The sequence below is a fragment of the Pseudomonas sp. SWRI68 genome (assembly GCF_014269165.1).
GTDB lineage: Bacteria > Pseudomonadota > Gammaproteobacteria > Pseudomonadales > Pseudomonadaceae > Aquipseudomonas > Aquipseudomonas capeferrum.
Map to the genome: position 1 here is coordinate 23,053 of NZ_JABWRU010000027.1, position 23,348 is coordinate 46,400.

At 63.4% G+C, this 23,348-nt stretch carries 21 protein-coding genes; 9 read left to right on the plus strand and 12 right to left on the minus strand.

The window, feature by feature from the left end; translation table 11 throughout:
* Positions 1 to 95: 95 nt before the first annotated feature.
* Both HU770_RS24575 and HU770_RS24580 read left to right on the plus strand, forming a co-directional pair.
* Entirely contained in the window at positions 96 to 1,061 is a 966-nt protein-coding gene (locus HU770_RS24575; protein WP_186666062.1) for a cytochrome c peroxidase, read from the plus strand.
* Positions 1,058 to 2,878 carry a DAHL domain-containing protein gene (locus HU770_RS24580; RefSeq protein ID WP_186666064.1) on the plus strand — a complete coding sequence of 607 codons (1,821 nt, stop codon included), beginning with the start codon at positions 1,058 to 1,060 and terminating at the stop codon, positions 2,876 to 2,878. The genes HU770_RS24575 and HU770_RS24580 overlap by 4 nt, the downstream gene beginning before the upstream one ends.
* On the opposite strand, the gene HU770_RS24585 is transcribed toward HU770_RS24580, so the two are convergent.
* The 4 genes from HU770_RS24585 to HU770_RS24600 all read right to left on the minus strand — a co-directional run bounded on the left by HU770_RS24585 (position 2,879) and on the right by HU770_RS24600 (position 7,306).
* Complete coding sequence (locus tag HU770_RS24585; protein WP_186666066.1) at positions 2,879 to 3,325, minus strand: GNAT family N-acetyltransferase; 447 nt, start codon at positions 3,323 to 3,325, stop codon at positions 2,879 to 2,881.
* 219 nt (positions 3,326 to 3,544) lie between these two features.
* Positions 3,545 to 5,038, minus strand: coding sequence for an aldehyde dehydrogenase (locus tag HU770_RS24590; RefSeq protein WP_186666068.1), 1,494 nt, complete (start codon positions 5,036 to 5,038; stop codon positions 3,545 to 3,547).
* A 54-nt stretch (positions 5,039 to 5,092) separates the two neighbouring features.
* On the minus strand, positions 5,093 to 6,475 hold the full coding sequence (locus tag HU770_RS24595; protein WP_033697281.1) for an aspartate aminotransferase family protein: 1,383 nt from the start codon (positions 6,473 to 6,475) through the stop codon (positions 5,093 to 5,095).
* Between the two features lie 45 nt (positions 6,476 to 6,520).
* Positions 6,521 to 7,306 carry a helix-turn-helix transcriptional regulator gene (locus HU770_RS24600; protein ID WP_050506037.1) on the minus strand — a complete coding sequence of 262 codons (786 nt, stop codon included), beginning with the start codon at positions 7,304 to 7,306 and terminating at the stop codon, positions 6,521 to 6,523.
* Between the two features lie 354 nt (positions 7,307 to 7,660).
* Between HU770_RS24600 and HU770_RS24605 the strand changes: the two genes are divergently transcribed.
* The gene (locus HU770_RS24605; protein ID WP_186660012.1) at positions 7,661 to 9,040 is read left to right on the plus strand and encodes an APC family permease; all 1,380 of its coding nucleotides are present in this window, start codon (positions 7,661 to 7,663) and stop codon (positions 9,038 to 9,040) included.
* 3 nt (positions 9,041 to 9,043) lie between these two features.
* Here the strand turns inward: HU770_RS24605 and HU770_RS24610 are convergent, their stop codons facing one another.
* Entirely contained in the window at positions 9,044 to 9,535 is a 492-nt protein-coding gene (locus HU770_RS24610) for a GNAT family N-acetyltransferase (RefSeq protein ID WP_033697279.1), read from the minus strand.
* Positions 9,536 to 9,672: 137 nt separating this feature from the next.
* On the opposite strand from HU770_RS24610, the gene HU770_RS24615 reads away from it, so the two are divergent.
* A complete protein-coding gene (locus HU770_RS24615) occupies positions 9,673 to 10,263 on the plus strand; it encodes a biliverdin-producing heme oxygenase (RefSeq protein ID WP_186666070.1) in 591 nt (196 codons plus the stop codon).
* Between the two features lie 189 nt (positions 10,264 to 10,452).
* Complete coding sequence (locus HU770_RS24620) at positions 10,453 to 10,830, plus strand: hypothetical protein (RefSeq protein WP_186666073.1); 378 nt, start codon at positions 10,453 to 10,455, stop codon at positions 10,828 to 10,830.
* 20 nt (positions 10,831 to 10,850) lie between these two features.
* Here HU770_RS24620 and HU770_RS24625 read toward each other — a convergent pair whose 3' ends face one another.
* On the minus strand, positions 10,851 to 11,012 hold the full coding sequence (locus HU770_RS24625) for a DUF2986 domain-containing protein (RefSeq protein ID WP_186660006.1): 162 nt from the start codon (positions 11,010 to 11,012) through the stop codon (positions 10,851 to 10,853).
* Positions 11,013 to 11,262: 250 nt separating this feature from the next.
* Between HU770_RS24625 and HU770_RS24630 the strand changes: the two genes are divergently transcribed.
* The gene (locus HU770_RS24630; protein ID WP_186666074.1) at positions 11,263 to 13,044 is read left to right on the plus strand and encodes a phosphoethanolamine transferase CptA; all 1,782 of its coding nucleotides are present in this window, start codon (positions 11,263 to 11,265) and stop codon (positions 13,042 to 13,044) included.
* Between the two features lie 13 nt (positions 13,045 to 13,057).
* Here HU770_RS24630 and HU770_RS24635 read toward each other — a convergent pair whose 3' ends face one another.
* Complete coding sequence (locus HU770_RS24635; protein ID WP_186660002.1) at positions 13,058 to 14,275, minus strand: MFS transporter; 1,218 nt, start codon at positions 14,273 to 14,275, stop codon at positions 13,058 to 13,060.
* 164 nt (positions 14,276 to 14,439) lie between these two features.
* Here HU770_RS24635 and HU770_RS24640 point away from each other — a divergent pair, with 164 nt between their 5' ends.
* Positions 14,440 to 14,913 (plus strand): YMGG-like glycine zipper-containing protein, encoded by a 474-nt coding sequence (locus HU770_RS24640; protein WP_047583536.1) that lies wholly within the window; start codon positions 14,440 to 14,442, stop codon positions 14,911 to 14,913.
* 31 nt (positions 14,914 to 14,944) lie between these two features.
* Here HU770_RS24640 and HU770_RS24645 read toward each other — a convergent pair whose 3' ends face one another.
* The gene (locus tag HU770_RS24645; protein WP_033697274.1) at positions 14,945 to 15,850 is read right to left on the minus strand and encodes a LysR family transcriptional regulator; all 906 of its coding nucleotides are present in this window, start codon (positions 15,848 to 15,850) and stop codon (positions 14,945 to 14,947) included.
* A 215-nt stretch (positions 15,851 to 16,065) separates the two neighbouring features.
* Here HU770_RS24645 and HU770_RS24650 point away from each other — a divergent pair, with 215 nt between their 5' ends.
* Together HU770_RS24650 and HU770_RS24655 are read left to right on the plus strand one after the other, a co-directional pair.
* The gene (locus tag HU770_RS24650) at positions 16,066 to 16,452 is read left to right on the plus strand and encodes a VOC family protein (protein ID WP_186660000.1); all 387 of its coding nucleotides are present in this window, start codon (positions 16,066 to 16,068) and stop codon (positions 16,450 to 16,452) included.
* Between the two features lie 83 nt (positions 16,453 to 16,535).
* Positions 16,536 to 17,105, plus strand: a complete 570-nt coding sequence (locus HU770_RS24655; RefSeq protein WP_186659998.1) for a hypothetical protein — start codon at positions 16,536 to 16,538, stop codon at positions 17,103 to 17,105.
* 68 nt (positions 17,106 to 17,173) lie between these two features.
* On the opposite strand, the gene HU770_RS24660 is transcribed toward HU770_RS24655, so the two are convergent.
* From HU770_RS24660 to HU770_RS24675, 4 genes are all read right to left on the minus strand, one after another.
* Positions 17,174 to 18,853 carry an MFS transporter gene (locus HU770_RS24660; RefSeq protein ID WP_186659996.1) on the minus strand — a complete coding sequence of 560 codons (1,680 nt, stop codon included), beginning with the start codon at positions 18,851 to 18,853 and terminating at the stop codon, positions 17,174 to 17,176.
* 199 nt (positions 18,854 to 19,052) lie between these two features.
* Positions 19,053 to 19,487 (minus strand): VOC family protein, encoded by a 435-nt coding sequence (locus HU770_RS24665; RefSeq protein ID WP_186659994.1) that lies wholly within the window; start codon positions 19,485 to 19,487, stop codon positions 19,053 to 19,055.
* Between the two features lie 76 nt (positions 19,488 to 19,563).
* Entirely contained in the window at positions 19,564 to 20,484 is a 921-nt protein-coding gene (locus tag HU770_RS24670; protein ID WP_186666076.1) for an alpha/beta hydrolase, read from the minus strand.
* Between the two features lie 215 nt (positions 20,485 to 20,699).
* Complete coding sequence (locus tag HU770_RS24675) at positions 20,700 to 23,216, minus strand: UvrD-helicase domain-containing protein (protein ID WP_186666078.1); 2,517 nt, start codon at positions 23,214 to 23,216, stop codon at positions 20,700 to 20,702.
* Between the last annotated feature and the right edge of the window lie 132 nt (positions 23,217 to 23,348).

Consider the following 23,348-nt stretch of genomic DNA (forward strand, 5'->3'; position numbering starts at 1 on the left):
CAGGCTAGATGACATTTGCCCCACCGGTTAGCGCTGGCGCACGGCACTGACTATTCTCAGCGGCATAGCGCGTTGTCACCAGGGAGGGTTGCCCGATGCCTATCCACCCGCCGTTTCGCACGTGCGCGGGCGTGCTGTTGCTCCTGGTGCCTTCGATTGGGTTGGCACAGGCCATTGGCGGGCCCCTCACCCCATTGCCCGCGGTGCCTGCATTAGCGCCTGAGCGGGTCGAACTGGGCCGCAAACTGTTCAATGACCCGCGCTTGTCGAGCAACGCCAGCCTGGCCTGTGCCAGTTGCCACCGGCTTGACCAGGGGGGCGCCGACGGCCAGGTGCGCTCGCTCGGCGTCGATGGCAAGCCCTTGCCGGTCAATACCCCCAGCGTGTTCAACGCCAGCCTGAACTTTCGCCAGTTCTGGGATGGTCGTGCGCAAACCTTCGAAGAGCAGGCCCACCTGGTGGTCCAGCGCCCAGGCGAAATGGGCAGCGACTGGCAGGTGGTTGTGCAGCGCATCGCCGCAGACCCAAGCTACCGCGCAAAGTTTGCCAAAGCTTATGGCAAGGCGGTGGATGAACACACCCTTCAGGACGCGCTGGCCACCTTTCAACGCACGCTGTTGACCCCGGGTTCACGCTTTGACCGCTACCTGCAGGGCGACACCGAGATCCTCAGCAAGGACGAAAAATACGGCTACGCGCGGTTTCAGGAGTACGGCTGCATTGCCTGCCACCAAGGCGTCAATATCGGCGGCAACATGCTGCAGAAGTTCGGCGTGCTGGGCGATTATTTCGCTGACCGCGGCAACCCTATGCCTGCCGACCTGGGGCGCTTCAACGTGACCGGCGATGAAGAAGACCGGCATGTGTTCAAGGTGCCCAGCCTGCGCAATGTCGCGGTCACCGCCCCGTACTTTCACGATGGTTCGGCGCCGACCCTGGAAGCGGCGGTGGACGTCATGTTCCGCTACCAAGTGGGGCGCACGCCAAGCACCGACGACAAAGCGCTGATCATTCAGTTTCTCAAGACCCTGACCGGTGAATGGGAGGGCAAATCCCTATGAGGCTGACCCGCCGCCGCAGCTTGCTGTTGTTGACGACCAGTGCCGTGTTGCTGGCCTCGGTGCTGATCTACCTGTACTTGATGTCCAAGGCCGACGAGAGCGGTACCTACACCCAGGCCCGTGACCTGATCCGGCAGATCAAGCAAAACGACTCGCAATGGGAAAACGAAATACTCAAGGCCCGCACCAGCATCAACTACAACTACGACCCCTTGGTCTGGCCAGTGGTCGAGATGAAGCGCCTGTGGCGGGCTTTCGAAAGCATTGAAACCCGCAACCAGCACGGTGACTCCCCGGCATGGCGCCAGGCCTACGCCGACTACCAGCAGGCGTTCGAGGAAAAGGCAAACTACGTCGAGCGCTTCAAGTCGCATAACGCCGTGCTGCGCAACTCCCTGGCGTTTCTGCCCGCCGCCGCCGACGGTATCCAGGCACAACTGGGGCAGTTGGCCGATGCCGACGCACTGCGCTTGCACAACATTTCTACCGACACCTACGACCTGATGCTCAGCAGCCTTGAGTTCGCCCAGATGACCACGGATGACAAGGCGGCTGACATCCTCGTCGGCCTGAACAAGCTGGCGGTCAACAAAGAGCGCCTGCCGCTGGAGTTTCATGCGCCCATCGACACCCTCAGCAACCACATTGCGTTGATCCTGCGCGAGCAACCCAAGGTCAATCAATTGCTTGAGCAGATCGGCGCCTTGCCGGTCGCCGCGCACCTGGATGCCATTGCCATGATGCTCGACCGTGACGAACGCACGGCGCTGCTGGTCAATCAGCGCTACCACTTCTACCTGCTGGTGTTCTCTACCCTGTTGGTCTTGCTGTTGCTGTACATGGCGGTGTGGCTGTTGCGCAGCTTCGGCGAGATAAACCGGGTCAACCGCGCCTTGGTGGTCGCCAACGATGAACTGGAACAACGGGTCGCGCGCCGCACCCAGGCACTGACCCAGGCCAGCGCGGCGCTGCAGCGCGAGATCGATGAACGCAAACTCCTCGAAAGCCAGCTGGTGCAATCAGAAAAACTCGCCTCCCTTGGCCAGCTGGCGGCGGGCATCGCCCATGAGGTCAACAACCCGATCGGCTTCGTCTCCTCCAACCTGGGGGCGCTGGGCAGCTACTTCGCCCGCTTGCAGGACATGCTCAAGGCCTACCGTGACGCAGAGCCGGCCATCGGCCCGGCGACGCTGCAGGCAAGCTTGGTGAAGCTGCGCAGCGAAATGGAGCTGGCATACATTCTCGACGATATTCCGTTGCTGATCAGTGAGTCCAAGGACGGCATCAGCCGCGTCGGGCAGATCGTCAGGGACCTCAAAGACTTTTCGCGGGTGGACAGCAGCCAGGATTGGCAATGGGCCAACTTGCACCAGGGCATCGACTCGACCCTGAACATCGCGGCCAGCGAGCTCAAGTACAAGGCTGACCTGGTCAAGCAATACAGTGTGCTGCCAGAGGTCGAGTGCCTGCCGTCACAAATCAACCAGGTGATCATGAACCTGGTGGTCAATGCCGCCCACGCCATGGGCATCGAGCGTGGCACCATCACCGTGCGCACCGGTTGCGCCAACGACGACAAGGTGTGGATCGAAGTGGCCGACAATGGCTGCGGCATTCCTGCACAAAGCCTGCAGAAGATCTTCGACCCTTTCTACACCACCAAGCCGGTCGGCCAAGGCACCGGGTTGGGCTTGTCGCTGTCGTACGGCATCATCAAGCGCCACTGCGGCGAGATCCATGTGCACAGCGAGGTCGGCGTGGGCACCACGTTCAGGGTCGAACTGCCGGTGCGCCAGGCACAAGCGGCCATTCGTTGATCAAGGCAGGCGCTTTTCCATCGGCTGATAGACCAGCCCGGCAATCTCGCCTACATCCCCTGCCAGTGCGAATCCGTAGCGTTGGTAGGCGGCCACCGAGCTCAACGATGCGCTGACCGTCACTACCGCCGCTCTCGCCTGCTCCAGTGCTGCGTTCATCAGGCGCGTGCCCACGCCCCGACGCTGCCAACTCGGCGCGACAAACAGCATCGCCACGTGGCGCCCTTGCTTGAGTTCGATCAGCCCGGTGATCACGCCCCCTGCGACACAGACCAGCATCAGGTTGTCGCCGGTCATGCGTTCGGCAAACGCCTGCGCCGCAGCTACCTTGGCGAAGGTTTCCACCCCCTGTGCCGACAGCGAGGGCGCAACGGCCTGGGTGAATGCATCCAGGCACAGGGCGCTGGCGTGGGGCAGGTCATCGTGGGTCAGCTTGCGTACTTGCACGGTCGTCGTCCTTGTCTTGTCGAAACCGGATAATGCATGCATTCACGGGTGCGGCGCACGCCCTACCTGTGGCTCAGCCTTGGCCGTTGGCCTCATGTCGGGAGATAGGGCGATGGCGGCTAGGTGCCTGTTTTGGTTTTTCGGGGGGCGGGCTGCCCTCGATCTCCGCCCCACCGCCAACCCCAAGCCAGGCGCCGCATACGTATGAACTGGCCTGCGTCACGCGCGCAGCTGATACCAAGTGGTCTTGAGCTGCGAGTATTTGTCGAACGAATGCAACGACAGGTCGCGACCAAACCCCGACTGCTTGCCCCCACCAAAGGGCACCGTGACATCCAGCGCATCCACCGTATTGACCGAAACGGTGCCCGCCTTCAACGCCCGCGCCACGCGATGCACCTGGTTGAAGTCATCGCTCCATACCGACGCGGCCAGGCCATAGACACTGTCGTTGGCCAAGCGCACGGCCTGCTCCTCGCTGTCGAACGCGCTGACCGCCAGCACCGGCCCGAACACTTCCTCCCGGGCCAGGCTCATGCTCGCCTCGACCCCGGCAAAAATGCTCGGCTCGATGTAGTTGTCCGACCCGCCCAGGGTCAGGCGCCGGCCACCACACACCAGCCGGGCGCCCTGCTCGTGCGCATGGTCGATGGCGGCCTTGATGCGGCCGGTCTGCTCGGCATCGACAATTGCACCCGCGCGGCTCGCAGGGTCCAGCGGGTTGCCTGGCATCCATTGGCGGGCCTTGGCTTGCAGGCGTTCGATGAACTCATCGTGGATCGAACGCTGCACGTACAGGCGCGAATTGGCCGAGCACACCTCACCCTGGTTGAAGAAGATGCCAAATGCCGCTTTTTCCGCCGCCAGGTCCAGGTCCTGGCAGTTTTCGAACACCAGGTTCGGGCTCTTGCCGCCACACTCCAGCCAGACCTGCTTGAGGTTGGACTGCGCCGAGTACTGCATGAAGTATTTACCGACCTGGGTAGAGCCGGTGAACACCAGGCAGTCGACGTCCGGGTGCAAACCCAGCGCCCGACCCGCCTGTTCACCCAGGCCAGGCACCACATTCAGCACGCCTTCCGGCAAACCGGCCTCCAGCGCCAGTTGCGCCAGGCGCAGCGCTGAGAACGGTGACTGCTCGGCAGGCTTGAGCACCACGCTGTTGCCGGCGGCCAGCGCCGGCGCAAGCTTCCACGCGGCCATGTCGAGCGGGAAGTTCCACGGCACCACGGCGGCGACCACGCCCAGCGCTTCGCGGGTGATCGTGGCCAGCGCGTTGGGCGCCGTGGGGGCCACCTGATCGTACAGCTTGTCCAGCGCCTCGCCGTACCAGGCGAAGACATGGGCCGAGCCAGGCACGTCGAGGGTGTAGGCATCCATCACCGGTTTGCCCATGTTCAACGAGTCCAGCAGTGCCAGCTCTTCGCGATTGGCCATGATCAGCTCGGCCAAGCGCAGCAGGACTTTCTTGCGCTCGACCGGGGCCATGCGCGACCACGCGCCCTGTTCGAAGGCCCGCCGTGCGGTGGCCACCGCGAGGTCGACTTCGGCCTCAGCGCAGGCGGCAACCTGCGCCAGCACCTGCTGGGTGGCCGGGTTGATGGCCGCGAAGGTGGCGCCGGAGTTGGCGCTCACCTGCTGGCTACCGATCAAGGCCTTGTCGATAAAACGCAGGCCTGCGGCGCGGGTTTGCCAGTATTCGAGACTTTTCATTTGCGCTCCATACGACTGTCTTGGATTTTGCGGCTGCCTTGCGGCCCCAGATACTCAGAGCCTGCCCACCAACTTGGCAGTGCGGTCCACGGCAATGCGGGTCTTGTCGACCAGCTCGTCCAGCTCGGCGCGGTTGGCCACCAATGCCGGCGCCATGATCATCCGCCCCAACGTCGAGCGAATGATCAAGCCTTCCTCGAAACCGAAGGTGCGGCATTGCCAGGCCAGGTCGTTCTCGTTGGCAAAACGCTTGCGGCTGGGCTTGTGCTCGGCAAACTGCAGCGCCGCCACCAGGCCGGCACCCTGCACCTGGCCAATCAGCGGGTGGTCGGCGAACACTTCGCGCAGGATGCGCTGCAAGTACGGCCCGGTGTCGTCCTTGACCTGACGCACGATGCCTTCGTCACGCAGCGCCTTGAGGTTGGCGATGGCCACCGCCGCCGCCACCGGGTGGCCCGAATAGGTCAGGCCGTGGGCAAACACCCCGCCGCGCTCCACCAGTGCCTCGGCGATGCGCTTGCTCAACACCAGGCCACCCATGGGCACGTAGCCGCTGGTCAGGCCCTTGGCGATCGACAGCGTGTCCGGCTCGAAACCGAAATACTCATGGGCAAACCACTCGCCGGTACGACCAAAGCCGCCGATCACTTCGTCGGCACACAGCAACACGTCGTACTGGCGGCAGATGCGCTGAATCTCGGGCCAGTAGCTTTCCGGCGGGAAGATCATGCCCCCAGCGCCCTGGAAGGGTTCGGCGACAAAGCCTGCGACGTTTTCCGCGCCCAGTTCGAGGATCTTCTCCTCCAACTGCAGGGCGCAGCGCCGGCCGAACTCGGCCGGGGTCAGGTCACCGCCCTCGGCGTACCAGTACGGTTCGTCGATGTGCGCCACGTCCGGGATCAGCCCGCCCATCTCGTGCATGAACTTCATCCCGCCCAGGGCCGTGGCCGCCAGGGTCGAGCCGTGGTAGCCGTTCCAGCGGCCGATCATGACCTTCTTGTTCGGCTGGCCGACCACCTGCCAGTAACGGCGCACGGTGCGGATCAGCACTTCGTTGGCCTCGGACCCGGAGTTGGTGTAGATCGCATGGCTGTAGTGGCCTGGCAGCAAGCTGAACAGCAATTCGGACAGTTCGATCACCGCCGGGTGGGTGGTGTGGAAGAACATGTTGTAGTAGGCCAGTTGGTCCATCTGTGCGGCGGCCGCGGCGGTCAGGTCCTTGCGGCCGTAACCCAACTGGGTGCACCACAGGCCCGACATACCGTCCAGGTAGCGCTTGCCCTCGCTGTCCCACAGGTGCAGCCGTTCGCCACCGACCATGACCCGCGGGCCTTCGGCATTGAGCGCCTTCTGGTCGAGGAAGGCATGGATGTGGTGCGCCGCGTCAGCGGCCTGGTAGTCACGGGTCTGGCGTTTGGGGGCAAAAGGCGCGTTCATTGGCGGGTTTCCTTGTGGTTATAGGGGCGGGCGAGGCAGCTGCGCTCAGCGCAGCTTGCCCATGTAGCTTTCCAGCGGGTCCTTGCCCAGCACGCCCTGGGCATTGGCCAGCGCGTCGATGAACAAGGAGAACAGCTCGGACTGCGTGCCGATGTCGAGCTTGGCGTAGACGTGCTTGCGGTGTGACTTGATGGTGTCTTCCGAAACCCCCAGGCGCTCGGCCAGGGACTTGGTCGAGTGGCCACGCAAGATGAGCTGGGCAATGCGGCATTCGCGCATCGTCAGCAACGAACTGCCGAAGTTGTTGAGGGCGGCATGGATGCGTTGCTCCAGCACATTCTCGAAACGCCCACCGCGGCTGCCCAGCCCGGCAAAGTGCTTGCTGAGCACCGCCAGCACCCAGGGCGTGATACGCCCGAACAGATCGCGGCTTGGGGCGTCCAGCTTGTCGGTGAAGGCCAGCGACACTGCCAGGCTCTGGCCGGGCGCGACCTGCAGGATGTAATTGAGCTCATCCTCCAGGTGTGAATGGCGGTAGAACGACTGGTAGTACTCACTCACTTCGAAGTGGTCGGGCGCCACGTCGAACAGGCCATAGCAGCCCGACGCGACCTGCTCGACGCAGGCGCCGTAGAACGGGTCGAGCAGATAGAAGCCGGAAAGGTAGCGGCTGACGTTGCCTTCTGGCTGCCAGGGAGCCTTGTCATCCTGCTCGAACAACGCGCATGGCATGCCGTCATGCGGGTAGAGGTAGACCGTGGTGGCCTGGATGGGCCGGATCACCCCGAGCGCTGCGAACAAGGTGGCGGCAAAGCCCGGTTGGCCGATCATGTCGGTAACCCTGGCAATGTGCTCGAACCACTGTGTTGAAGCCAATTGATCACTGGTCACTGGAAATCTGCCGGTAGCGGGAAAACGGTATCGCCGTCGGGGCGGCGCGTTGTTTCCAGATACTCCCATGGCCAGGCGAAGACCGAAATCACCCTTTGGGGTGAGCGTTTTCAGGCGACCAGCGGCTCACCCCAAAGGGTGATTTCGAGCAGGCCCGGGGTATGGGAGCATCGTCCGGCCCCACCCCTGAGGGCTGCGCAACCCAAGCTGGCCCAGCCTCCTTTCATGGCCCCTCAACAGTATCGAGCCCGCTCGCATACTGCGGCGTCCTGCATCCGATTTCAGGAGTTCGCAATGCATACAACAACAACTACGGCCCAGACCCACTCCGCCAACGCCTCGTCACCCTCCGCGTCTTCCGGCCGCTTCAGAAAGTCCATGGGGCTCAGCGCCCTGGTGCTGTTCGGCCTTGCCTACATGGTGCCCCTGGCGGTGTTCACCACCTATGGCCTGGTCACCCAGATGACCAAGGGGCACCTGCCCACCGCCTACCTGCTGACCCTCGCCGCCATGCTGTTGACTGCCTACAGCTACGGCCGCATGGTGCAGGCGCACCCCTACTCCGGCTCGGTGTACACCTACACCCGCAAGGCATTTGGCACCCACATCGGCTTCATGGCCGGCTGGACGCTGCTGCTCGATTACATCTTTTTGCCGTTGCTCAGCTACCTGCTGATCGGCATCTACATGTCGGAGTACTTCCCGGCCATCCACGCCTGGGTATGGGTCGCCGGCTCCATCGCTTTGGTGACCTTCCTCAACCTGATCGGCATCGAGTCGATTACCCGGGTCAACTGGATCCTGGTGGTTGTGCAACTGGTGTTCATCGTCGTGTTCGTCGGCTTGTCGATCAACAACCTGGCGGGTCAATCGGCGCCGGTGTCACTGCTTGCCCCCTTCCACCACGAAGGGTTCAGCGTGCCGCTAATCATGACCGGTGCCGCGGTGCTGTGCCTGTCGTTCCTTGGTTTCGACGCGGTCTCGACCATGGCCGAGGAAACCAGCAACCCGACGTTTCGCATCCCACTGGCGATCATGGCCGTGTCGCTGATCGGTGGCCTGCTGTTTCTGGTGGTGTCGTACTGCGCGCAGAGGGTCTTCCCCGAGTGGGGCGCCTTCGCCGACCCCGATTCGGCCTCGGTGGACGTGATGCGCCGGGTCGGCGGTGAACTGCTGGTGACGGCGTTTACCGCCACCTACGTGGCCGGCTGCTTCGCCTCGGCCATGGTCTCCCAGGCAAGCGTGTCGCGGGTGCTGTTCGCCATGGGCCGCGATGGTGCGTTGCCAGGGGTGTTCGGCCAGTTGGTGACGAAAAAACGCGTACCGGCTGCGGCCATCATGCTGGTCAGCATCCTCTCGCTGATCGCCCTGGTCATCACCCTGGACACAGTCGCCAACATGATCAGCTTCGGTGCGCTGTTCGCCTTTTCGGCAGTCAACCTGGCGGTGGTCAAGCACTACCTGGTCGACCAGAAGCTGCGCGGCACCCGCAATTACCTGCTGTATGGCGCGATTCCAGGGTTGGGGTTTCTCAGCACGCTCTGGCTGTGGAGCAGCCTGTCGAGCCTGTCGTTCACCATCGGGCTGTGCTGGATGGCCGTGGGCTTCCTCTGCCTGCTCGGGCTGACCCGGGCGTTTCGGGTGAAACTGCCCGAGTTGCAGATGGCCGAATGACGCTCAGAGCGTCATGAGCATTTCGTGCCAGGCCATGCCGCCGTGGTCGGACGGCGACGGTTTAACGTAGGCGTAGCCGAGCTTGGCGTACAGCGCGACATGCTGTTCCTTGCACATCAGGTGGATGGTCTGCTTGCCTTGCGCCTTCATGCGCTGGATGAACGCGCCCATCAGCAGCTTCGCATAGCCTTTGCCCTGATGGGCGGGGTCGACCACGACCGACATGATCACCACGTTGGGCGCCGCCGGGTCATGGCCGACCAGTTCCTTGAAGGCTTCGTCGGACATGACCACGTCATGGGCACAGCCACTGTTGATGAAGCCGACGGTTTCACCCTCGGCTTCGAGCAGCAGGAACCCTTCAGGATACTGCGCGATGCGGGTGCGGATTTTTTCCAGGGTTGCCGCTTCATCCCCTTCATAGGCGCCGATTTCGATCGCGTAGCAGCGTTCAGCGTCGGTAGGTTCGGGGTTGCGGAACTGGGGGGCGCTCATGCGCTGACTCCTTTGGGACATGACAACAGACTGCATGATAAATCACTGCCGTTTATTTTCGGCGTGACAGGATCGTTTCCTAGGCTGAGTGATCTTATTACCATGCTCCTTTTGCCACTTCGACATGGAAATCCCCGATGACTGCAACCGCCACGCGTCTCACCGTCCCCGGCCGCTGCGCGCGCCTGAAGGCGTCCAGCAGCCGCGACCACGACAGTGTCGATGAACTGGTCATGGCCGCACGCCCCTTCGAAGACCGTGAGCGCTATGCGCGCTTTCTGCAGGTGCAACACCGCTTCCATGGCAGCCTGCTGGCGTTGTACCACGATGAGTTGCTCAACGATCGCCTGCCAGGGCTGATGCAATTGTCGCGCTTCGCGGCGGTCGAGCGCGATCTGCTTGACCTGGGCCTGGCGCTGCCTTCGGCGCCGCCGACGGTCATTGCCAGCCCGGCCCAGGCTTTGGGTTGGCTGTATTGCAGCGAGGGGTCGAACCTTGGGGCGGCGTTTTTGTTCAAGCAAACCCAGCGCCTGGGCCTTGACGGCAACCAGGGGGCTCGGCACCTGGCGCCCCATCCCGACGGGCGTGCCCTGCACTGGCGGGAGTTTGTTGCCAGGGTTGATGGCCTGGCACTTGATGCCGGGGAAGAGGCTGAGGCGATTGTGGGGGTGATTGCGGCGTTTGACAGTTATCGGGGGCATTTGCGTGCGGTGTTTGCCGGGGGGTGACGGTGTGGGGGCTGACTGGTGCCTGGCATTGGATCTCACAGGCGCTAAAAGCCTCAAGCCAGGAACCCCCAAAACACCGCGCGAGCACCCGAGCCCAAGGCAACCATCAAACCTACCTCACCAGAACTTTTCCCAATTTAAAGGTCTATGTGCTCAGGAAAAATGGTTTACCAGAGGTTGCCTTCGCTGATGAAAATGCATGTCGCACGGTTGATGCTTCTCGGCCTGTTCACCTTCGCGGCGGTGGGCTCGGCATCCGCATCACAAATGAAAACCCCGAACGCTGCCTCGCCTGTCGCAGCCCCTGCCGAATCCCCCTGGCCCAGCGTGGCCAGCCTGGCTGGCGAGCACTCAGCGCCCTTGCTCGCCCATGATGACCGCTACCGGCACGACGACCGTTGGCACGATCACCGAGGCGACTGGCGCCGGGACCAGTGGCGCCGGGAACAAGCCCGCCGAGAAGCCGAGCGACGTCGCGACTGGGAACGCCGGCGGGACTGGGAACGTCATCATGAGCGGGCGATGCATCACCGCTACCAGGACGACCATCGTTACTATCGCCGTTGATACGTCCAGCCCTCACCCGCTCAGCTCTGGGCGTCTACAACCGCACCCTCGGCAGCTTCGGCTGCCAGCTTCAACCGGTCGGCTTTACTGATGTACTTGGGCTTGCTCTTGGGCGCCAGCTTGGCACTGGCCTTCTTGGCATGCGCCTGCATCAACTGTTTGATCTTTTTACGACGGTTCATATTCCACTGCGCCTGTAGGTCTGGTTACGCTGCCGACATCATACCTGCACGCGTGGCGGCGACCACGGGTTAAGTTATCGCAGCCATTACAGGACAGGCGTTGGCGCCCTTGGCAGTTCGCGCAATGGCGCAATACGGCTGGGCCTCCTTGCCAACGGCATTGACGTTATTTTCACAGCCATCAGATTAGCGTCACGCCCTTTCCGGCCGCCCGCACATTGGGTGGCTGCCAAGGTTCAACGAGGCATACGTGTCAGACACTACAACAACCCCCTCCCCGCGCAAACGGGTGGACTGGGCCGGCCTGGGCTGGCTCCTGCTGTTCTTCTGGTATTTTTCCGGCGTAACCCAAGCGCTGCTGCTGTTCAGCGGTACCACAGGGTTTGCCGGTTTTCGCGATGCGCTGTTCCTCAGCAGCCTGTGGCTGGCCCCGGTGCTGCTGCTGCCGCGCTTCACCCGGGCCACTTCGGCGGTCATCGGCCTGGTGCTGTGGGGCGCTTCGCTGGTAGGCCTGAGCTACTTCGGCATCTATCGCCAGGAGTTCTCGCAAAGCGTCATCTTCGTGATGTTCGAGTCCAACACCGCCGAGGCCGGCGAATACTTCAGCCAGTATTTCAGCCTCTGGCTGGGCCTGGCGCTGCTGCTGTACAGCCTGGTTGCCGTGGTGCTGTGGAAACGCGTGCGCCCGGTCACCTTGCCTATGCGCAGCCGAATCCCGGTAGTTGTCCTGCTGTTGCTGGCCAACCTGGTCTACCCCTTCTACAAGCAGATGGTTACCCAGGAACGCAACTTCCTCGACGCCGCAGAAAAGGTCCAGCAGCGCATGGAGCCCGCCGTGCCCTGGCAACTGCTGGTTGGCTACAAGCAATATCGCCAGCAACTGAACAACATGCAGCAGCTGCTGGCACAGAACGCCGCGCTGCCGCCCTTGCAGAACCTGTGCAACAGCAGCGGTGACACACCGCGCACCCTGGTATTGGTGCTGGGCGAATCGACCACCCGCGAGCACATGCACTTGTATGGCTACCCGCGCGATACCACACCGAATCTCGACGCGCTGGCGGCCAGCGACAAGGGCCTGACCGTGTTTCAAAACGTCGTTTCGCCGCGCCCCTACACCATCGAAGTGATGCAGCAGATCCTTACCTTCGGTGACGAACAGCACCCGGACCGCTTCCTCACCGACCCGTCGCTGATCAACCTGATGAAACAGGCGGGGTACAAGACCTTCTGGATCACCAACCAGCAGACGATGACCAAGCGCAACACGATGCTGACCACCTTCTCCCAGCAAACGGACGCACCGGTCTACCTGAACAACCAGCGCAACCAGAATGCCAGCCAGTACGACGAGGTGGTGCTGGACCCGTTCCAGAAGGCGTTGCAAGACCCTGCACCGAACAAGTTCATCATCATCCATCTGCTGGGTACGCACATGGATTACCGCTACCGTTACCCGAAAACCTACCAGCACTTCAGCGATCGCCAGGGCGTACCGGCCAAGCTGACGCAGAGCCAGGCAGAAACCTACAACTTCTACGACAACGCGGTGCGTTACAACGACCACGTCGTCGCCAGCCTGATCAAGCGTTACTCGGCCAGTACCCCCAACGGCTTCCTGCTGTACCTCTCCGACCATGGCGAAGATGTCTACAGCTCTGGCGATCATGACCGCCTGGGGCGCAACGAAGGTGCCCCGACCCGACCGATGTACACCATCCCGTTCCTGCTCTGGACCTCGCCGAGCTGGCAGGCGGCCCACCCACGCGACCTGCAGGCCATGGCCAACCGCCCCTACAGCAGCTCGCACTTGATCCACACCCTGTCCGACCTGGCCGGGCTCAGCTATGACCACTACGAGCCGGCAAAAAGCATCGTCAACTCGCAGTTCGTGGTGGCGCCGCGCTGGATCGGTGACCCTTACCGCAACAACGGCCTGCGCGAGTTCGACAAACTGCCCCAGGACAAGGCCGCACGGGTGCAGGAGACTGCCAGTAGCGCCAAGGCGCAGCCAGGCAACAACCTCAACTGATCGACCGGTGCTATCAACCGGTGCAAGCGCCTGGCAGTGCCGCACCGGCCACCGCGCCCAGGCGCCGGTAACTGCACAGCGCAACCAGTGCAACGGCAACCCCTGCGGCCACGGCCACCTGGTAGCCCGCCGTGGCCCCCAGCAGGTCGACCACCTGCCCTGAGGCCAAAGCCCCCAGCGCGACGCCGACATTCAGCCCGGCCAACAGCCAGGTCATGCCTTCGGTGAGCTGGTGCGCGGGCACGCTGCGCTCCACCAGTGACATCGCCACGATCAGGGTCGGTGCGAAGAACAGGCCTGCCAACAGCACGGCGCCTGCAAGCGCGAAAACGCTGCCCGCCAGTAGCAACGGCAGGGTCGTCGCCGCCGTCGCCAGGCCGCCGAGCAGCAACAGCCGGTGCGGCGGCATTGGCAATTTCAAGGCACCGAACACCAGCCCCGCCGCGCATGAGCCAATGGCGTAGCACGCCAGCACCAGGCTGGCCGCGGCCGGCATGCCGGCCTGTTCGGCGAATGCCACACTGACGATATCGACGCTGCCCACGATCACCCCCATGGCTACCATCAACAGTGCCAGCAACTGTACCTCCAAGCGCCGCAACACCGACCCCTGACCATTCAAAGCGCCTGCGTCTGCGTCCACCGCTGGCTCGGTGCCGGTTTGAACGACCAGCGCGAACACCCCGATCGCCAGCAGCACCGCCGCAGCCAAGGGCCCGGCCTGGGGCGACAGCCCCACGCACAGCCCTACCGACAGCGGTGGCCCAGCGATGAAGGTGAGCTCGTCGAGTACCGTTTCCAGCGAATAGGCCATCTGCAACTGCGGTGTACCCCGGTAAAGCGCCGTCCAGCGCGCACGCACCATCGCCGACAGGCTGGGCATCAAGCCTGCCAGCGCGGCCCCGATGAACAGACTCCAGTCAGGCGCCTGCCACCCGCTGCACGCCAACAGCAACAGTATGCCCAGCACACTCAAGGCGGCAGCGACAGGCAGCACACGGCGCTGGCCGTGCCGATCGACCAGGGCGGACACCTGAGGCGACATCAGCGCATAGGTCAACACGAACGTCGCCGCCACGGCGCCCGCCAGGCCATAGCTGCCGCGCAGTTGCGCCAACATGGTGATGATGCCGATGCCCATCATCGGCAAGGGCAAGCGAGCCACCAGGCCAGCCAGGGCAAAACCTGCCGTGCCTTTGGCCTGGAACAGTTGGCGGTAGGGGCTGAGCATGATCGGCTCTCCTTAGGAAAAAACGTTTACATACACTCCGTATGATTATGATCTTATTATCATACGCAATGAATGTAAAACGGCCCGCAAGTCCGAGAGCAGTCGGTGTTTTGTTTCGCACGGACTATCCTGTGAAAGGGGGTCACGCCCACAGGAGGTGTGCCATGCGTTCGTTTACTTGGAGTTACCTGCTGGTGCTGCTATGCACAGCACCTGCCGCCCAGGCGCAGACAGTGGTGCCGCTGAAGGGCCAGAGCAGCCAGCAGATGCAACAGGACATCAATGAGTGCAATAGCGTCGCAACCAATGCCGCGAACAGCACCGCGACTTCCAGCGATGCCCACGTCGGTGGCCGGGTTCGCGGCGCAGCGGCAGGTGCTGCCGCAGGTGCCGTAGGTGCGCAGGTGCGTGGCAATCAGCATGACGAGGTGTATGACCGGGCCAGTGACGATGCCAAGCAGGCGTACCGGCAGAACCGTGCCGGTGAAACCGCCGCCGCCGGGGCTGCGGTCGGTGGCATGCGCCAGCGCCAGGACCGTCGAGAGGATCGGCGCACGCAGGACCAGGCGCAGAGCTCGGCCCATGCCAGCGCGTACAGTGGTTGCTTGCAGGGGCGCGGGTATCAGCTCAACCCTTGACCCTCAGGCACGGTCAGCCCAGCGGCGCGCATCAGAATTTGGCCAGTTCTTCACGGCAGAACTCCACGAACAGCTGCGCCGGTTTGGTCAGCTGTACCCGCTTCAAGCGGGCTGCCGCCAGCCCTGACAACGCCACCGGCTCGGCGATGTCCACCATCGCCAGGCGCTGCCCGTCGTAGGTGCACTCCGAATGCGGGCGTGTCACCAGCAACGAAAAGCCGAACCCCTGCCCGACCATGCCGCGCACCATCTCGATCGACGGCGAGCTGAAGACGATGTTGGGGGTCAACCCCATTTCGTTGAACAGGCTGACGAAGTAGGTACGGCTGGGTGCCACGTCCAGCAGAATCATCGGCTCGGGGCAGAGGTCGCGCAGCGACACCTGGCTTTGCCCGGCGAAGCGGTGCTTTTCGGGCAACAGCACATAGGGTTTTTGCGGCGGCATCAGTGGCTCGGCCTCGATCGTGCCATCCAGGTCGTGGTCGTAGAGAAACACCAGGTCGAAGGTGCCGGCGGTCAGGCCCTGGATCAGGTCCTGCTGCTCGCCATCGCGCAGGCGGATATCGACGCCCGGGTAACGCTCGCGAAAACCGGCGATCAGCCGCGGCAGGTACAGCGGCGCCACCGTTTCGAAACAGCCGATGTCGATCTGCCCGGCCACGGTGTCGTTGTCAGCCAGTGCGTTCTGCTCGAACTCGTGGGCCATTTGCAGCAGCGATTTGGTCTTGGCGTAAAAGCGCTTGCCGCTGGGGGTCAATGACACACCTTGGGCGTGGTGGCGGATGAACAACTGCACGCCAAAGCTTTCTTCCAGGCTCTTGATTGCCGTGGAAATCGACGGCTGGGCGATGTACAGCTGGCGCGAGGCCTCGGCGACGCTGCCGGCCTCCACGGTGGTGACGAAATACTTGAGTTGTCGCAAGGTATAGGAAGCCACAGGTACCTCTCTGGCGCTGTCTGGGCGCTCGGGGATTTTGCCTGTCACTGTAACGTGCGGCCTGGCTGCCGGGGGATCGGCCGATGAAGGATTTACCTATGGCTTGAGCATGTTTTTTGTAGCCGGCGACTGGCGCCCTGTGAAGCCTGCCACTGGTCAAATAGGCCCGAGCGTCTTTACTAAGAGTGAACGAGCCCCGCAAACGGTGTGTGCCTATGAAGATCGTGGTCACCAGCATCCTTGTCGACGACCAGGCCAAGGCCTTGGCTTTCTATCACTACGTGCTCGGTTTCATGCCCAAACATGACATCCCCCTGGGCCGGCACCGCTGGCTGACCCTCACCTCACCTCACGACCCCAATGGCGTCGAGCTGCTGCTCGAACCCGATGCCCACCCCGCAGCCAAGGTGTACAAGGCAGCGCTCAAGCAAGACGGCATTCCCGTCACCTCATTCGGCGTGCGCGACATCCAGGCCGAGTACACCCGGTTGTGCGCGGCCGGCGTGCAATTCACCCAACCCCCCACAGTGGTGGGGCCGGTCACTGTGGCAGTGTTCGACGACACCTGCGGCAACCTGATCCAGATCGCCCAGAAACACTAGCAACCGCCCGCCCGGCGGGCACCTGTGGCCCGCCCTCCGCTAGCGTTGCCATTGCTCACTTGCGCACCTGACAAGGAAAACAAATGCGCCACGAATTCAGTGAAGTCCTCAACGACCTGATCGATTACTTCCTGGTCGGTGACATCCAGCTACTCGAACGCTTCAAGCAGGAAAACGGCCTGGCCGACGACCTGGCCCACGCATTCACCCATGACGACAGCGGCGATCAGGCAGTACGCGAAGGCGTGGTGCTACCCATGGCGGGCATCGACAACCTGCCCTACCGGATCATCTTCACCCTCGATGGCCACCCACCCGCCCTGCGGGAACCGGGCAGCCGGCTGAAGCATCAGCGTTCTGGGTATGTACTGCACGTCGAGCACCGTGCGGTGATGCTTTATACCTGGCGCATCCTGCAGCACTTCACCAACAAGACCCTCGGCGACCTGCTGGCACGCTACCAGGCGCCGGGGAGGCCGATCATCGAGCTGGAAAATGGCTGGTACGACGTGGAGGTGCTCGGCGGTGCGGTGGTGCGCGACGGGCTGTACGAGCCGGCGTTCGAGTTCGTCTTGAGCAAGCGCTGGAGCCGGGCTGAAGCCGCAGAGGTAGATACCGGGTACGCCTTTACCCTGCGGGGCTATTTCGACTGACGCCGCTTCCCGCCATGCGCCCTTGCAGGGGCGCCCGTGCCAGGGCGCTCCTGCATACAGCGACAGGATCAGGTGTGGCTGATGTCCCGGTCCTTGGTCTCCGGCATGAAGAAGATCCCCAGCACCGCCGTCATCAGCGCGATCACGATCGGGTACCACAAGCCGTAGTAGATATCCCCGGTCGCCGCCACCATGGCAAACGCCACCGTCGGCAGGAAGCCGCCGAACCAGCCGTTGCCGATGTGGTACGGCAGCGACATCGAGGTGTAACGGATGCGCGCCGGGAACAGCTCCACCAGCCAGGCCGCAATCGGCCCGTAGACCATGGTCACGTAGATCACCAGGATGGTCAGCAGCAACAGCACCATCGGATAATTGATTTTCGCAGGGTCGGCCTTCTCGGGGTAGCCCGCCTCTTTCAGCGCACCGCCAAGGGTGGCGGTGAAGGCATCGTTCTGCGCCTTGAAGTCGGCTGCGGCCAAGCTGCGGCCGTCAAAGCTCGGGATCACCCGCTCGCCGATACGGATCTGCGCCACACTGCCAGGCTCGGCTTTTTCGTTGGAGTAAGGGATCGCGCGCTTGGCCAGCACACTCTTGGCAAGGTCGCAGGAGCTGGTGAATTTGGCCTTGCCCACCGGGTCGAACTGGAACGCGCACTGGCCGGGGTCAGCCACCACCACTACCGGGTTCTGCTCCTGGGCGACGAACACGTCGGGGTTGCCGTACTCGGTCAGCGCCTTGAAGATCGGGAAGTAGGTCAGCGCCGCGATGATGCAGCCAGCCATGATGATCTTCTTGCGCCCGATGCGGTCCGACAGGCTGCCGAAAATGATGAAGAACGGCGTGCCGATCAGCAGCGAACCGGCAATCAGCAGGTTGGCGGTCTGTGGGTCGATCTTCAATGTCTGCAACAGGAAGAACAGCGCATAGAACTGCCCGGTGTACCACACCACGGCCTGGCCGGCGGTACCGCCGAGCAGCGACATGATCACCACCTTGAGGTTCTCCCAGCGGGCGAACGATTCGGTCAGTGGCGCCTTGGACGCCTTGCCCTCGGCCTTCATCTTCAGGAACACCGGCGACTCGTTGAGCTGCATGCGGATGTACACCGAGATGGCCAGCAACAGGATCGACAGCAAGAACGGAATGCGCCAGCCCCAGGCTTCGAAGGCCTCGGTGCCCAGGGCCGTGCGGCAAGCCAGGATCACCAGCAGCGACAGGAACAGGCCCAGGGTAGCGGTGGTCTGGATCCAGGCGGTAAAGAAGCCACGCCGGCCCTTGGGCGCATGTTCGGCCACGTAGGTTGCCGCCCCTCCGTATTCACCGCCCAGTGCCAGGCCTTGCAGCAGGCGCAGGGTGATGAGGATGACCGGCGCCGCCACGCCGATCGTCGTATAGCTGGGCAGTAACCCGACCAGCGCGGTGGACAGGCCCATGATGACGATGGTGATCAGGAAGGTGTGCTTGCGCCCGATCAGATCGCCCAGGCGGCCGAACACGATGGCGCCAAACGGCCGCACGGCAAAGCCTGCGGCAAACGCCAACAGGGCGAAGATGAACGAGGTGGTCTCGTTGACGCCGGCAAAGAAGTGCTTGGCGATGATCGCGGCCAGTGAGCCGTACAGGTAGAAGTCGTACCATTCGAACACTGTGCCCAGGGACGAGGCGAAGATAACCTTGCGCTCCTCCCGGGTAATACCGCGTTGGGGCGCGCTACTGCCCGTGGATGCGCTGTCGATAACCGCCATGGGTTGCCTCCGTCTTGTTGTTATCCCAGGCCGGAGCACCTCACACCCATTTCACCGTCGCACCCAGGCCCTAGGGCTTTCATTGGTTGCGCGAAGCACGACGAGGCGGGCCGCCTCGGATCGCAGCAAGTATCTGAAGCATAATCGGCTTTACCGGGATATCCACCCGCCGTGATGGCGAACTGGCACAACGGGCGCGTCATTGCCTTTTCGGCGCCTCGGGCGACGGAATCGGCCCTTTGAGCTCGACCTGGTTGCCGTCCGGGTCAAAGCAATACAACGACAACCCCTCGCCCTCGGCGCCGTAGCGCTTCTCGGCAGGCTCCACCTGCACCCCCGCAGCGCGCAGGTAAGCGGTCAATGCCTGTTCATCGAAGGGTTCGATACGCAGGCAGAAATGATGCAGGTTGCGCCCCTCTGCGCCCGGCGCAGCGCCACCGGGCTGCCCCAGCACACCGTCCAGCGTGACCAGGTCGATCATCGCCGCCCCCGTGGCCAGGTGGACCATGCCCAGGTCTTCACGCACCCTGCTGACTGTGCAGCCGAGCACATCCACATAGAAGGCGATGCTGCGCGGCAGGTCGCTGACCCGCAGCACAAGGTGGTCGATGTGCTTGATGGCGAACGGTCGCATGTGGGGGCTCCTTGTGGCGTCTGCGCGAGGTGAACCGCCACCATAGCCCAGTACCCGGCGCGCTGGCCATTGCCCGCTACTCGTTGACCAACCGCTGCAGTACCCCGCCTTCGTGCCGCGCCAACAACCGCAGAAGCTGATCGACCAGGGCCCGATCGGGCGACTCCAGGTGGAAGTGGTGCCCGCCGGGGTGCAAGGAAACCTTGGCATGGCTGGGCAAGGCCGCCTCACGCTGGGCAAAGGCGTTACCGCTGAAAGCGCCTTGCCGACCGAACATCAAGTACAGCGGGCAGCGGATCTGGCCGAGCAGGTCACAGGCTTCGCGCTCGGTCAACGGCATGGGCTCGGGCAGCACCAGGCGCGGGTCGTGGCGCCAGCAATAGCCATCGCTGAGCTGCAACAGGTCGCGTTGCGCCAGCAGCCGTGCGGCGCCCTCCGACAGCTCGCCATCCAGGCGCGTGCGCCGCTGCTCCAGGGCAGAGGCGAGGCTGTCGAAACGGCTCGCATCGGGCTCGGAGAAACCCTGCAACTGGCTGCGCTGAACCATGCGCTTGAGCCGATAGGCGCGGGCCAGGTGCTGTACGCGGTCATCCTCGGCGACCGTGAACGGCGCCCCCATGCCATCGAGGAAAACCATGCTGGCGATACCGCTGGTCATGGCCGCCAGCAGCGATGCGACACCGGTGCCCATGCCGTGCGCCAGCACATGAAATTGCGCCAGGCCCAGGGCGTCGGTCACCGCCAGCATGTCCTCGGCGTGCTCCCACAGGTAGTAGCCACTGTCGTGGCGACGATGGTCCGAACGGCCATGGCCAACCAGGTCGGGGGCCACCACGAAACAGCCATCGAGCATCGGTGCCAGGCGCTCGAACGAGGCGGCGTTGTCCAGCCACCCATGCAGGGCCAGCACGGGAATGCCGTCCTCCGGGCCCCAGCAGCGTATGGCAATCTGGATGCCATTGAGGTCAAGCAGGTGATCCTTGGGTGTTGCACGCATGGGTACGCTTCCTGACTTGAAGCCTGGCACGACCCCACCAGGCCGAATACGCCGCCGGCCTCTTCGAAGCAGATCGCCAGCGACAACCCTCGCGCCGGGCCGCACGGGGCTCCGACAGGTTACCTTGGCGTAACGGCAGGCGACTGATTGGCCCGTCACCGACTGTGACTTAGCCGTCACCGACCCCCAGGTTCAAACCCGTGCCCCCATGCACGTCACTGGCCGCGCAGGTCCTCGAAGAAGGCCTGCCGGCCATCCACCTGGCCCGACGCCCGGGGCGCCGCCGGCGCTTCGCTGTTGGCCGCTTCCACATGCCAATAGCAGTGCCTGACAGCACGCGTGACCGCCACGTAGGCCAGCCGCTGGACCTCTTCCTTCTGCGCCGTATCGAATGCCTGGGCATCACCGGGCTTACCAAGGCCGGCCAAGCGATACACCTGGTTCTTGTAGGGCGAACTGGTCAGGTATTGGCAGTCGCCGAGCATGAACACCGCATCGGCCTGCAAGCCTTTGGCGCTGTGATAAGTCAGCTGCCGCAGCCGACGCTGCTCGGCGGGCAATCCAGCCTCGGCGTGCAGCACCGCTTGCAGGTGTTCGTTCATCAGGGCTTTGTCGCTGCCCTTGCGGTACAGCATCATCACCGACTCGCCACGTTGATAATGCTCGATCAGGGTCTCGCCCAGCGCCGCCTCATCACGGTCGAACACCTTGACCGGCGAGCCCGGCAACTCGGCTGCAGGCCCACTGGCCCGGGCCTTCTTGCCGGTGATCGCCGGGGTGCCCTTGACCAGGAACTCGGCAGCGTCGATCACCTGCTGCTGGCAGCGGTAGTTCTCGACCATCATCACCCGGGTGTTGGCCGGCGACACGAATGCCTTGGTGAACTCCATGAAGTACTTCGGCGAACTGCCGCGCCAGCCATAGATCGATTGCCAGTCGTCCCCCACACACAACAGCGAGGAATGCTGGGCGTTACGACCGGTGTGCATCGACGGCCCGCGCCGGCGGATCTCGGCAAGGCTGGCACGCAGCCAGCTGACGATCTGCGGCGAAACGTCCTGGAACTCGTCGATCATCAGGTGCGCCAGCGGCCTGAGCAAGGGGTCGGGCAGCAGTTGCAGGTTTTCCGGGTTGTTCTCGCCAAACAGGGCGAACATGCGGTTGTAGCTCATCACCGGTGGCGACTGGCTCAGCAGATGTGCCTCCAGGGCTTTCCAGTACAAGGCCAACGCTTCGAAGAACAGGCCGTCGCTGTCGCCTGCCGGGAAGCTCATCGCCGCCACGGCGCTGCTCACGTCAAGGCCCAGGTTTTCGATGAAGTTGGCGGCGCCGACAAAGGCGTCGAGCAGCGGTGCCGGGGCCAGTTCACCCTTGACCTTGTATTCGAACCCGGGGCCGGCCACCGCATCACCGGCCAGGGACGCAGCCAAACGCCGGGCGGCTGCATAGTTGTCCAGCCAGATCAGGGGCTTGTCGCAGAACGCCTGCAACAGGGTGCGCTTGACCGCCCACTCGGCACGCACCGCCAGCTTGGCGCCGGGGCGCTGGTACTGCGCGCTCTCTGCGGGGTCGAAGCCCAGCACCACCCAGGCACCCTGCCCCTGCAGGCGGCCATGCACATGGAAGCGGCTGCCGCGGATTTCGAGCGTGTCGCGACACGGCTCGATGCCCTTGATCGGCCAGGCACCTGCAGCGAACCACAGGTCCTCGATCACATCGCACAGCTCTTCGTCGCGCTGGGCGGCCAACTGCGTCACCTGCGCACGCTTTTGCACATCGGGGTGGTTGGGGTCCAGCGGCTTGAGCTGCAACGCCTCGCTGCGCAACAGGCCAACAAGCTCGGCGAAACGCGGGTTCTCGCCCAGCAAGGTGCTGTAGCAGAGGTTGAGCTGCTGGCGTTGCGCATCGTTCAGGCGCAGGTCGAACGGGTTGCTCTCGGCCTCGGCCTCACGGCCGGCCGGCATCTCGTTGCCCAGCGTCTCGAACGCACGCACCTGGCCAAAGCCTGGCAGGCTGCGTACCAGCGGCAAGATGCGCGAATGGAAGGTGCGCACCAGCTCACGGGCAAGCGCGGGCTGCAGGTCGATCTGCCACAAGGCGAACACCTGCAACAGGCGCTTGATGAAGTCTCTGCGCGACTCGCGGGTGAAGGTGACCACGGTCATCGCATCCAGCTCGTAGCCCAGGTAATGGCGCAGCAGCAGAATCCGCAGTACCAGCGAGGTCGACTTGCCCGCCCCGGCCCCGGCCACCACACAGGTGGAGGGGGTGTCGCTGAAAATCAGCTTCCACTGCGCCGCACTGGGTTGCGCTTCGGCCGGCAGGCGCTGCGCCACATCTGCCTTGAAGCGCTTTTTCAGTTCGGCGGTCAACGGCAGGCGCCAGTCGTCGAAAAGGTTGTTGTCCTGGCCGGGCACGGCGGCGGTATCGGGGCGGGTATCGCGAATGACCAGCACCTGTCGCCCCGCCTCGTAGCCTTCTACCCGCCCGCGCTCGAAGCCTTCACGCACACCGTCTTCATGGCCACTGCGCTGCCCCGTGGCATGGCCGAGGAACCAGGAGTCGCGATGCTGGGCTTGCAGGCGGCTCAGGCCTCGGCCCAGCAGGCGGGCGGCCAGGCGGCGAAACCAGGGTAACTGGGCAGGTGGGGTCAGGTCGGCAGGCGCCTGGGGATGCTCGTGGGCCACGGTCACTCCGATGGAAAACAAATCAGCGTGCCATGTTCGCCGCATCTACTAAAAATCACCAGCGAATGCTTGCAGATCAGTGGATTAGGCGATGAAACGGATAAAACACCGCACCCAGAACAATCAATTTAATTGATTATATTTAGCCGATATTTACGCTTATTTTCGATCTTTCTT